We start from the raw sequence: 10939 nt of genomic DNA, 5'->3' as shown, positions 1-10939 counted from the left end.
GGCGCCTGGCGGGCGGCAGGAGCCGTCTCGGTCTTGGCGCCGGCGGCGGGATAGGCGTCGCGAAGCTTCTTGACTACGGGTGCCTCGATCGTCGACGAGGCGGAGCGGACGAATTCGCCCAGTTCCTGCAGTTTGGCAACTGCATCTTTAGAGGTAATACCGAGCTCTTTCGCGAGCTCGTGTACGCGGACCTTGGCCACATTTCTCCTGTCTCGGTCCGCACCGAGCCAGGTACGAACCGTCTATTTCTTGCTGCGGTCTTCCGCGCCGCACGAAGCGTGCTGCACAGAGCGACCGTGGGCAGCGCACAACAGATAAGTCATCGTTGGGCACTCATCGCTTGGCACTCATCGGGTTTCCATCAGTTTTCTGACCCGCTTTCAGGTTGGACGGTTGTTCGCGCATGGAAATAGCTCTCCACGGCACGGCTATCAACTTTACCCCTAAAGGCTCGGTTAAAAGCACGCCGCTTCACAGCCAAGGCCATGCACTGAGGATCCGGGTGCAGCCAGGCACCCCTCCCGGGCATGCGGCGGTGGAGATCGACGACGACGGCACCAGGGCCGTCGGGCGCGAGGGCCAGACGCAGCAAGCCGGGCTGGTCTTCCTGCTTCCGGCAGCCAATGCAGGTACGCTGCGGCAGCCGCCGGGGAGACCGGACCGTATTCATTCTAACGCTTTCGGAAAGCCGGCCACGAACCAGGCCGGACACGACGATTATTGGACGGCCACCGCATCGGAGACGATGTCGATCCGCCAGCCGGTCAGCTTAGCTGCCAGCCGCGCATTCTGGCCTTCCTTGCCGATGGCCAGCGACAGCTGGTAATCGGGAACCACCACGCGGGCGGACCGGGCGTCGGTGTCTGTGATCGTGACCGAAGTGACGCGCGACGGCGAGAGGGCGTTGCCGATGAAGGTGGCCGGATCCTCGCTGAAATCGACGATGTCGATCTTCTCGTCGTGCAGTTCGGTCATGACCGCGCGGACCCGCGATCCCATCTCCCCGATGCAGGCACCCTTCGCATTCAGGCCGGGTACGTTGGCCTTGACTGCGATCTTGGTCCGGTGCCCGGCCTCGCGGGCCAGCGCCACGATCTCCACGCTGTGGTCCGCGATCTCGGGGACCTCCAGCTCGAAGAGCTTGCGGACCAGGCCCGGGTGGGAACGCGAAAGCGTGATGGACGGTCCCTTCAGCCCGCGGTGGACGTCGACCACATAGGCCCGGAGCCGCGCGCCGTGCGGGTAGCTCTCCCCGGGAACCTGCTCCGGCGGCGGCAGCAGCGCCTCCACCGTACCGAGGTCCACCTGCACCATGTTCGGGTTGTGGCCCTGCTGTATGACGCCGGAAACCAGTTCGCCCTCCTTGCCGCGGAAAACACCGAGCACGTTGTCGTCCTCGGCGTCGCGCAGCCGCTGCAGGATGATCTGCCGGGCGGTGGAGGCGGCGATCCGGCCGAAGCCGTTGGGCGTGTCGTCGAACTCTCCGACCACCTCGCCCTCTTCGTCGATCTCCGCGGCCCAGATGGTCACGTGTCCGCTCTTGCGGTCCAGTTCTGCCCGGGCCTTCTCGATGGAGCCGGGCGTCTTGTGGTAGGCCACCAGCAGCGCCTGCTCAATCGTGGGAATAAGCAGGTCCAGCGGGATTTCGCGTTCGCGCTCCAGCAACCGCAGGGCGCTCATGTCGATATCCATGTCAGTCCTCCTCATTCTCCAGGCCGCCGCGCTGCTCGGCGGTGGCAAGTTCGTCGTCCAGCTGGGTGAATTCTATTTCCACTTTCCCGCTGCGGATGTTGCCGAAGGCCAGTTCAACCGGCTCGCCCTCCTTGGGCTTCACGCCCTTTTTGGCCGCCAGCTGCGGCCGCAGGGTCACGCCGTCGTCCCGGACCTCCAGCAGGCGCCCGGTGACATCGTCACCCTCGCGCACCTTGGCCCGGACCAGCCGGCCGAGGTTCCGGCGCCAATGCCGCGGTTCGGTCAGCGGCCGGCCGACGCCCGGGGACGAGACCTCGAGGTCGTAGGGGTGGCCGGAGTCGTGCGGGTCGGAGTCCAGGATTTTCGAGAGCACCTGGGACAGCTCGGCAATGGTGTCAAGGCCAACGCCGCCCACCTGGTCCTCTGGCAGGTCGACGATGACGTGCACGGTGCGATGGGTTCCGGCCGTGCGGACTTCGACATCCTCCAGGTAGAGGTCGTTGGCGGCCACCGCCGGCGCTACCAGTTCCTTCAGGCGTTCCGCCTCTGCATTGCTGCCGGATGGATTTCCCGACTGGAACACGCCGGTGCGATCGGGCCGATCCGCCATTGCTGCCTCCCGCTAGATGATGTTGTAGCTACTAGCCTAGCGACTTTCCCGGGCAGTCGTGGACGTGCGGCCGCCGTGTCAAGCTGCCCCAGGCGCCGCCCTGCATGAAACTACCGGCGCGGCATGACATCATCGTCTGTTGTGGAGCCGTCACCCGCACTGTCCGCCGCCGTGAAGTTCCGGCGGTTCCTGCGGCGCACGCTCCTGCTGCTGCTGGCCGGTGCCTTGGTGCTCGGGATCGGCACGGTGGTGTCCACGGTCGAGTCCCCGCCGCCGCCGCTGAGCGCCACCGAGCAGGCACGCCTGGACGCCTTTGAGCGCCTGAGCGCAGTTGCAGGAGATCTTCGCCACCTCGCGTCCGCGGAGAACGGTCCAAACAACGACGACGGACGCGCGGCTAAGCTTTCGGCGGCGGCATCGCTGCTGGAGCAGCAGGCAGCCTTGTTCCCGCTGCAGACGCAGCCGGCAGGACCCCCATCTGTCCAGCCCTCCGCCGGGCCGCCTCCCGCCGCCACTCCCCCGGCGTCCAGTGCCGCGCCCAGCTCTTCTCCCGCCGCGGAACCTACAGTGGACGGGACGCTCAGTCGGCTCGCCGCGACCTCCCGCTTCCTGCTGGCGGCCTCCGCCGACGTCGAGCCCGGCCTCTCACGATTGCTGGCGTCGGTCGGGGCGTCCGCCTTCGGGCAGGCCGTCGCACTCCACCGGCTGTATCCGGAATCGGAGCAGCCGCAGGCCTGGGAGCCGCGGCTGCCGAACCGGCCGACCGAATGCCCGGGTCCGGGGTGGCAGCGAATCCGCGGAGCCGGCGCCCTCCGCCGCCGCTGCCGCCAGCGTCCCGGACCAGGCAGAAGCAGTGTCTGCCGTCCTCGCCAGCGAATACCGGATGTCCTTCGTTTATGAGGCCACCTTGCCCCGGCTCGACGGAGGCCTGCAGCGGCAGGCCTCGGCGTTCTATGCCGAGCACCGGGCCCTGATGGCACGTTGGGAGGAGCTCGCTGCCGCGCACTGCCTCGACCTTCCGCTGCGCCAGCCCGCGTACCCGCTCCCCGGCGACGTGGTAGCTGAGCCGCGGCAGGCGCTGGCGGCGGCTGAAGCCGATGCCGCCCGGGCGTTGGGCGACTTGGTGGCGTTCGGCGATGATGGGCTGCAACAGGCAGCGGCAGCCGAGCTGGCCGGTTCCGCGGTACGGCTGGCTGTCCTCGCCGGCGAACCCGCCCTGACACCTGGACTGGAGGCGGCCGAAGGCGGGCCCGGTCCCACCGCGGCCGCTAAAGCATCCGGTTGGGCGCTGCCCTGATGATCCCCATCGAGCTCCCGGCAGGCCTGCGCTCCGCCGCTTTGGCTGAACCCGGCGGTGCGCGCTGGCTGGCCGGGTTCAACGGGCTCCTCCTCCGCTACCTGGACGACTGGGAGCTGGCGCCCGACCATGCCGCCGGGGGCCCGTGGTTCGGGCGCACCGCCGCCGTCCTTCCGGTCCTTACGGCCGAGGGCACGCCCGCGGTACTCAAGCTTGCCTTCCCGCACGATGCGGCAGCTTTCGAATCCGCCGCGCTGCGGATCTGGTCCGGAGACGGCGCCGCAGCACTGCTGCGTTCCGGCGAGGACCCCTTCGTGCAGCTCCTCGAACGGCTCCGGCCGGACCGTTCCCTGTTCGACCTGCCACTCGATGAAACAACCGGCGTGTGGGGCCGGCTCGTCGAACACCTGCACCGTGCACCCGCTGCCAGCGATCCTTGGCCGGCCTTCCCCGAAGTGGCCGCAGTTGCCGAGCAGTGGACTGATTCCCTGCCAGCGGACTGGGCTGCCCTTGGCCAGCCGTTCGAGCGTTGGCTGCTGGAAAGTGCCTTGGAGGTCTGCCAGGCGCGGGGTGCGGTGGGTCGCCGGGAGGACCGGGACGTCCTGCTCCATGGCGACCTGCACTACGGCAACATCCTCGCCCGCATGCCGGCCGCCGCCGGGTTTGCCGCCGTCGATCCAAAACCCATGCTCGGAGAGGCCGAATTCGAGATTGCGCCGATGCTCTGGAACCGCCTTCGCGACCTGCATGCCTCGGACCCGGAAACCCACCTGGCGCGCCGGTGCGCCGAACTGTCCACGGCCGCCGGGCTGGACGAGGAGTTGGCTCGGCAGTGGTCGATCGTGCGCGAGGTCGCGAACGCGCTCGACTACCTCGAACGGCGGCAGGCCGGCCAAGCACAGCGTTCGCTCTGGGTCGCGTCCACCCTCGCCGGCCGGACCCTGCCGGAGCTTCCGCCGGCCCACGGCCTCGAGCTGCCCTGAGCAAAGCCCGTTGCACGGGACACGCGGGTCACTGGCCGAGGAAGTTCTCCTGGACCACGTCGTAGCCGAGCTTGACGATCAGGGCCGCCACCACCACGAGGAAGACCACCCGGATGAACGTGCTGCCCTTGCTCACTGCCATGCGGGCACCGACATAGCCGCCGGCCATGTTCGCAGCACCCAGAATCAGGCCCAGCCCCCACAGCACCGCCCCGCTGGGCAGGAAGAAGACCAGCGCGCCGAAGTTGGTGGCCAGGTTGACGATCTTGGCCTTGGCGCTGGCGGCAAGGAAGTTGTAGCCGAGCATGGCCACCATGGCGATGATCAGGAAAGACCCGGTGCCCGGCCCGATCAGCCCGTCATAGAACCCGATCACCAGGCCAATGCCCGCAGCCGTCCCGAAGTGCCGCACACCGGTGTAGCGCAGCTTAGTCAACGTACCCGCGGTCGGACGCAGCGCGGTGAACACCGCCACGGCGATCAGCGCCGCGACGATGATCGGCTTGAACACCGCAGCCGGCAGCAGGGTCGCCACGATGGCCCCGCCGAAACTGCCGGCCAGGGCCACGCCGGCCATGGGCAGCGCCGTCTTCAGGTCCGGATGGGCCCGCCGGTAGTACGTGATGGAACTGGCGGTCGTGCCGAAGATGGAGCCCATCTTGTTGGTCGCCAGAGCCTGCACGGGCGTGATGCCCGGCACCAGCAGCAGCGCCGGCAGCTGGAGCAGTCCGCCCCCTCCGACCACCGCATCCACCCAGCCGGCCGCGAAACCGGCGACCACCACCAGCAGGATGGTCGCCAGCTCAATCTCCTCGAGCCCGGAGATCACTTCCCGGCCAGTGCGGCCACGTGGGCCACGGCGGCTTCCAGCGGGATGTTCCCGGCCTCGCCGGTGGCGCGGTCCTTGACCTCCACGACGCCGTCGGCCAGCCCGCGGCCGACCACCACGATGGTGGGCACGCCGATCAGTTCAGCGTCGCCGAACTTTACGCCCGGGGAGACCTTCGGCCGGTCGTCGTAGATGACCTCCAGCCCGGCGGCTTCCAGGCCCGCGGCCAGCTCGGCGGCCGCCTCGAAAATCTCGGTGCCCTTGCCCGTGGCCACGATGTGGACGTCCGCCGGGGCGACGTTGCGCGGCCAGACCAGGCCCTTGCCATCGTGGTTGGACTCGGCCAGCGCCGCCACGGCACGCGTGACGCCAACGCCGTAGGAGCCCATGGTGACGGTGGTGAGCTTGCCGTTGGCATCAAGCACCTGCAGTCCCAGCGCCTCCGCATACTTGCGGCCGAGCTGGAAGATGTGGCCCATCTCGATGCCGCGCGCTGCCTCCAGCGGACCGGAGCCGTCCGGCGCCTCGTCGCCGGCGCGCACCTCGACGGATTCGATCACGCCGTCCCAGGCGAAGTCGCGGCCGGCGACCAGGCCGAACACATGCTTGCCCTCCAGGTTCGCGCCGGTGATCCAGCTGGTGCCGGAGACCACGCGCGGGTCCACCAGGTAGAGCAGGCCGGTCTTGCCTTCGGTGCCCAGCACCGCCGCATCCAGGCTCTCGCCCGGGCCGATGTAGCCCTTGACCAGCCCCGGATGCTTCTTCAGGTCCTCTTCGCTGGCAGCCTCGATGGCCACTTCGCCGCCAACCGGCAGGAAGCCGCCGATGTTCGCCTCCACGCGCTTGAGATCCACGGCGCGGTCGCCGGGCACGCCGATGATGACGATGTGGCGTTCGCCGGTCGGCAGCGTGGCGGCCAGCACCACGTTCTTCAACGTGTCGGCGGCGGTCCACGGCTCCCCGTCACGCGGCGCGATGTCGTTGGCGCAGGCAACGAGGGTTTCGATCGTCGGCGTGTCCGGGGTGTCCTTGACCTCGGCCGGCGGCGCATCGGTGAAGTCGATCTCCGGCGGCGCAACGGTGGTCACGGCCTCCACGTTGGCCGCGTAGCCGCCGGCCGAACGCACGAACGTGTCCTCGCCGACCTCGGTCGGGTGCAGGAACTCCTCGCTCTTGGAGCCGCCCATCGCCCCGGCGGTGGCCTTGACGGGGATGACTTCGAGTCCGAGCCGTTCGAAGATCCGCAAGTACGCCTCACGGTGCGCCGCATAGCTCGCGTCCAGTCCGGCGTCGTCAATGTCGAAGGAATAGGAATCCTTCATGATGAACTCGCGCCCGCGCAGCAGCCCGGCGCGCGGCCGGGCCTCGTCGCGGTACTTCGTCTGGATCTGGTACAGGCACACCGGCAGGTCCTTGTAGGACGAGTACAGGTCCTTCACCAGCAGGGTGAACATTTCCTCGTGCGTCGGCGCGAGCAGGTAGTCCGCTTCCTTGCGGTCCTTGAGCCGGAACAGCCCCTCGCCGTATTCGGTCCAGCGGTTGGTCGCCTCGTACGGTTCGCGCGGCAGCAGCGCCGGGAAGTGGACCTCCTGCGCGCCGATGGCGTTCATTTCCTCCCGCACGATCGCTTCCACCTTGGCCAGGACCTTCAGCCCCAGCGGCAGCCAGGAGTAGATCCCGGGCGCGGCCCGGCGGATGTAGCCGGCGCGGACCAGCAGCTTGTGGCTGGCTACCTCGGCATCGACCGGGTCTTCGCGCAGAGTGCGCAGGAACAGAGTGGAAAGTCGCAGGACCACGCTTGGAATCCGTTCTGGGTATGGGAGGAAGAATCAGTTACCCATCCTACGGTTCCCGCGGCGCAGTCGTGAACTTGACCGCGGTCCCCAGGCGGCGTCAGAACAGCACCGTGGCGTAGGTGCCGACGCGGCTGAAGCCGACCCGTTCGTAGGCGGCGATCGCGCGGTGGTTGTAGTCGTTGACGTAGAGGCTGGCCACCGGGGCGAAGCGGCGGGAAAGTTCGACGACGGCGGCGAGGGCGGGTGCGGCCAGTCCCTGTCCGCGGTACTTGGGATTGATCCACACGCCCTGCAGCTGCACTGCCGCGCCGGAGACGTTGCCCAGCTCGGCCTTGAACACGACTTCTCCCGCCTCGTCGCGCTGGATCAGGGAGTGGCCCCTGGCGATCAGGCTGCGCACGCGCTGGCGGTAGTGCTGGCCGCCGCCGGCCATGGGCGAATAGCCGACTTCCTCTTCGAACATGGCCACGCAGGCCGGCAGCAGGACGTCCAGGTCCTCGGGTTCGGAGAACCGGACCTCGGCCGCGGCCGGAACGGAGGGCGTCCCGCGCAGCTCCATCAGCGGCTGCCGCGGCCGGACGTCGAAGGGCTTGCCCGAGGTGTGCTGGTAGGAGGACCAAATGCCCATCACGGCTTCGGCCGGACCGAAGATCGATGACGTGCGCCGGTTGCGGGACGCGAGGTAGCTGCCGATGTGCGCGCCCTGCTCGGCGCTCAGCCCGGTCGGCACCACGTTGACGCCCGCCCAGCAGGCTCCGGCAAGCCCCTCGGGCGTGAAGTACCCGAGGATCTCCGCGCCGGAGCCGGTCGGGGCCGCGGTTTTGGTTGATTCGAGGTGGGCAGCGAGGAACACGTTGCCGACCGGATCGCGGTTGACGGCCTCCCACAGGAGCGAGGTGTCCGCCTCGGTCAGGACGCGGATGTCCCCCGGGCCGGCCAGGCCTGCGGAGCCGGCGGCCGTGCCGCGCTGCCGGTTAGCTGACGGTAACCACGGGGCTACCCTGGACAGCATTTTCGCCATCGGCGTCCCCCATTTCCTCGGCAATCCTCATTGCTTCATCGATCAGTGTTTCAACAATCTGGTCCTCGGGGACAGTCCTGATGACTTTGCCCTTCACAAAGATCTGGCCCTTGCCGTTGCCGGAGGCCACGCCGAGGTCAGCCTCGCGCGCTTCGCCCGGTCCGTTGACGACGCAGCCCATGACGGCCACGCGCAGCGGCACTTCCATGCCCTCCAGGCCTGCGGTCACTTGGTCCGCCAGCGTGTAGACGTCCACCTGGGCCCGGCCGCAGGAGGGGCAGGAGACGATCTCCAGCTTGCGCTCGCGCAGGTTCAGCGACTGCAGGATCTGCAGGCCGACCTTGATTTCCTCCACCGGCGGCGCGGAGAGCGAGACGCGGATGGTGTCGCCGATGCCCTTGGAGAGCAGCGCACCGAAGGCAGTCGCGGACTTGATGGTTCCCTGGAACGCCGGACCGGCCTCGGTCACGCCCAGGTGCAGCGGCCAGTCGCCGCGCTCGGCGAGCATCTCGTAGGCGCGGACCATGACCACCGGATCGTTGTGCTTGACCGAGATCTTGAAGTCGTGGAAGTCATGCTCTTCGAACAGCGAGGCTTCCCAGACCGCCGACTCCACCAGGGCCTCCGGGGTGGCCTTGCCGTACTTCTCCAGAAGCCGCGGGTCCAGGGAGCCGGCGTTGACGCCGATGCGGATGGAGACGCCGGCGTCCTTGGCCGCCTTCGAGATTTCCTTGACCTGGTCGTCGAACTTGCGGATGTTGCCGGGGTTGACGCGCACCGCGGCACAGCCGGCGTCGATCGCGGCAAACACGTACTTGGGCTGGAAGTGGATGTCCGCGATCACCGGGATCTTGGACTTCTTCGCGATGATCGGCAGCGCTTCGGCATCATCCGCACTGGGGCAGGCGACGCGGACAATGTCGCAGCCCGCAGCGGTCAGCTCGGCGATCTGCTGCAGCGTGGCGTTGATGTCCGTCGTCGGCGTGGTGGTCATGGACTGGACGCTGACCGGCGAGTCCGATCCGACGCCCACCGAACCGACTTTGATCTGGCGGGTCTTGCGGCGCGGTGCCAGTACGGGCAGCGGCGCCGCCGGCATTCCTAGGTTGACCGAAGTCAATGCATCCTCCGTGAGGCTTGGGGCAGTTGCGGATCAGCTTTCATTATCCTCTGGGGCCGCCGCGGAAGCGATCGGCCCCAGTGTGGGAAAGCTCATGCGTAGTCTGCGAAGGCTCCCGTGACGGGCTTCCATTCGGTGACCTTCAGCGCGGAGACCAGGTTCTGCACGTTGAACGGGTCCTGCTTCAGCTCCTGCAGCAGGCTGGCCTCGTCCGCGGCAGTGAAGAGCAGCAGCGCCCCGGCACCGTCGGCGTAAGGACCGGAGGCCAGCAGCCGGCCGTCGGCCACAAACCGGTTGAGCCATTCCCGGTGCGCCGGCCGGTACTCGTCCCGCCCGGCTTCCGAGTCGGCCGCGTAGACATACTCCACTGCAAAAACACTCATGCTGCACACCTTACCTGTCCGCGGCGCCGCCGGTTCAATCACTGGTAGGAGACGAACCAGGGCGCCGGGCTGACCTCGCGGTAGGTGCGCTCCGGAGAAAACATGGGGGTGTCCTCGTCGTAAAAGTTCTTCCACCCCATCCAGACACCCTCCGGAAGGTCCTGCCGGAGCGTGCGCCAGGTTTCCATCTTCTGTTCCGGCCCGCCGTGCCCGTCCGCGTGTACGACGACGGCCAGTTCCTCGTGCGCGGTGTCGAGGCTTTCGCGGTTGCCAATCATGCGCAGCTGGAACTGGTGCAGCAGGAACACCTTCTGCGGCAGGTTGTGCGTGCGGGTGAGCCCGGCCAGCCAGTCGGCCACGCGGTTGACTTCGGCGGCGTCGACGGAGCCGATCTGTTCCAGGTGCCGCTGCCCGTCCTGCAGCCTCCACTCCGGATCGAGGGCCAGCCCGACATGGGGCAGCGTCAGCAGGTCCTCGAAGTGCTTGGCCTGGGCCAGGAAGTCGGTGGTCCCCGGCTGCAGGTCCAGCACCACGTACACGCCGGCCTCTCCGGCGGCGTCCACCCAGCTGCGCAGCTCGTCCGGGTCCGTCGTGGCCGAGTAGTCCCCGTCCTCGCCGGCCGAGGACGTGGCGACCGTGGCAATGATTTCGAAGGCGGGCTGGACCGGTTCGTCGCTGAACGGCTGGTATTCCTGCGCCAGCTCCTTGGCCCGCCGGATGGCGGCGTCCACGTCCTGCTCCCCCAACGCGCCGAGCGCGGGACCGGACGGGTTGCCGTAGAGCGCCACCATCCGCCGTCCGGGGAAGGCGAGCAGGCCTCCGCCGGGCAGTTCCGGCACGGTCAGCGCGGCATCGGTCCGCTCGGCAAAGACTGCGGCGGTGCCGAAGCCGTCCCCGAGGCCCAGCACGCTGTGCTCCGGCGCTCCGCGCAGGAAGTCGATGGTCCCGGGGTCCGCCCGGGGATCCGCGGCGGGGTCTTCATGGACACGGCTGCCCGCCGCCCGCGCCACGGCCACCGCCGCCGGCAGGTCCTCTGCGGCTTCCGGTGCCAGCAGGACCGAGTACGGCGCTTCGCCCTGCTCCCGTTCCGGGCGCTCCACGGTCTCTTCCTGCCCAAGGACCTCAAGTCCGGGCAGCAGGTCCGGCCAGGCAGGCTGAGCCTGGCCGGACGGAGAGCCGCCGCCGCCGGGAGCGGCCGCTGAGGAGGC

General features: G+C 68.5%; 13 protein-coding genes. 3 read left to right on the top strand and 10 right to left on the bottom strand.

Annotated features, from left to right (window positions below):
- From D477_RS18720 to rimP, 4 genes are all read right to left on the bottom strand, one after another.
- Nucleotides 1–200, bottom strand: a 200-nt coding sequence (locus D477_RS18720) for a translation initiation factor IF-2 N-terminal domain-containing protein (RefSeq protein WP_005273582.1), incomplete at its 3' end; no start/stop codon positions are given.
- Between the two features lie 161 nt (nucleotides 201–361).
- A complete protein-coding gene (locus D477_RS21955; RefSeq protein WP_005273579.1) occupies nucleotides 362–670 on the bottom strand; it encodes a YlxR family protein in 309 nt (102 codons plus the stop codon).
- A gap of 47 nt (nucleotides 671–717) precedes the next feature.
- Nucleotides 718–1692 (bottom strand): transcription termination factor NusA, encoded by a 975-nt coding sequence (gene nusA, locus D477_RS18715; RefSeq protein WP_005273577.1) that lies wholly within the window; start codon nucleotides 1690–1692, stop codon nucleotides 718–720.
- A gap of 1 nt (nucleotide 1693) precedes the next feature.
- Nucleotides 1694–2302 (bottom strand): ribosome maturation factor RimP, encoded by a 609-nt coding sequence (rimP, locus tag D477_RS18710; protein ID WP_005273574.1) that lies wholly within the window; start codon nucleotides 2300–2302, stop codon nucleotides 1694–1696.
- A gap of 123 nt (nucleotides 2303–2425) precedes the next feature.
- Here rimP and D477_RS18705 point away from each other — a divergent pair, with 123 nt between their 5' ends.
- From D477_RS18705 to D477_RS18695, 3 genes are read left to right on the top strand one after another with little or no spacing between them, the layout of a single operon-like run.
- Entirely contained in the window at nucleotides 2426–3202 is a 777-nt protein-coding gene (locus D477_RS18705; RefSeq protein ID WP_150110201.1) for a hypothetical protein, read from the top strand.
- Nucleotides 3156–3599, top strand: a complete 444-nt coding sequence (locus D477_RS18700) for a DUF4439 domain-containing protein (protein ID WP_005273571.1) — start codon at nucleotides 3156–3158, stop codon at nucleotides 3597–3599. Before D477_RS18705 ends, D477_RS18700 begins: the two co-directional genes overlap by 47 nt.
- Nucleotides 3599–4582: an aminoglycoside phosphotransferase family protein gene (locus D477_RS18695; protein WP_043847686.1), complete on the top strand. Its 984-nt coding sequence runs from the start codon at nucleotides 3599–3601 to the stop codon at nucleotides 4580–4582. Before D477_RS18700 ends, D477_RS18695 begins: the two co-directional genes overlap by 1 nt.
- 28 nt (nucleotides 4583–4610) lie before the next feature.
- Here D477_RS18695 and D477_RS18690 read toward each other — a convergent pair whose 3' ends face one another.
- From D477_RS18690 to D477_RS22845, 6 genes are all read right to left on the bottom strand, one after another.
- Nucleotides 4611–5411 carry a sulfite exporter TauE/SafE family protein gene (locus tag D477_RS18690; protein ID WP_005273564.1) on the bottom strand — a complete coding sequence of 267 codons (801 nt, stop codon included), beginning with the start codon at nucleotides 5409–5411 and terminating at the stop codon, nucleotides 4611–4613.
- The gene (locus D477_RS18685; RefSeq protein WP_005273561.1) at nucleotides 5408–7207 is read right to left on the bottom strand and encodes a proline--tRNA ligase; all 1800 of its coding nucleotides are present in this window, start codon (nucleotides 7205–7207) and stop codon (nucleotides 5408–5410) included. Before D477_RS18685 ends, D477_RS18690 begins: the two co-directional genes overlap by 4 nt.
- A 97-nt stretch (nucleotides 7208–7304) precedes the next feature.
- Nucleotides 7305–8228, bottom strand: a complete 924-nt coding sequence (locus tag D477_RS18680; protein ID WP_043847680.1) for a GNAT family N-acetyltransferase — start codon at nucleotides 8226–8228, stop codon at nucleotides 7305–7307.
- Nucleotides 8182–9348, bottom strand: a complete 1167-nt coding sequence (gene ispG / locus D477_RS18675; RefSeq protein WP_005273556.1) for a flavodoxin-dependent (E)-4-hydroxy-3-methylbut-2-enyl-diphosphate synthase — start codon at nucleotides 9346–9348, stop codon at nucleotides 8182–8184. Before ispG ends, D477_RS18680 begins: the two co-directional genes overlap by 47 nt.
- Before the next feature lie 92 nt (nucleotides 9349–9440).
- A complete protein-coding gene (locus D477_RS18670; protein ID WP_005273552.1) occupies nucleotides 9441–9731 on the bottom strand; it encodes a YciI family protein in 291 nt (96 codons plus the stop codon).
- Nucleotides 9732–9769: 38 nt separating this feature from the next.
- On the bottom strand, nucleotides 9770–10939 hold a 1170-nt coding region (locus tag D477_RS22845), incomplete at its 5' end, for a hypothetical protein (RefSeq protein ID WP_005273549.1).

The sequence above is a fragment of the Arthrobacter crystallopoietes BAB-32 genome (assembly GCF_000328305.2).
Classification (GTDB): Bacteria; Actinomycetota; Actinomycetes; order Actinomycetales; family Micrococcaceae; genus Crystallibacter; species Crystallibacter crystallopoietes_A.
The sequence above is the reverse complement of the archived record's forward strand: the minus strand, read 5'-3'. Positions and strand labels throughout refer to the sequence as shown.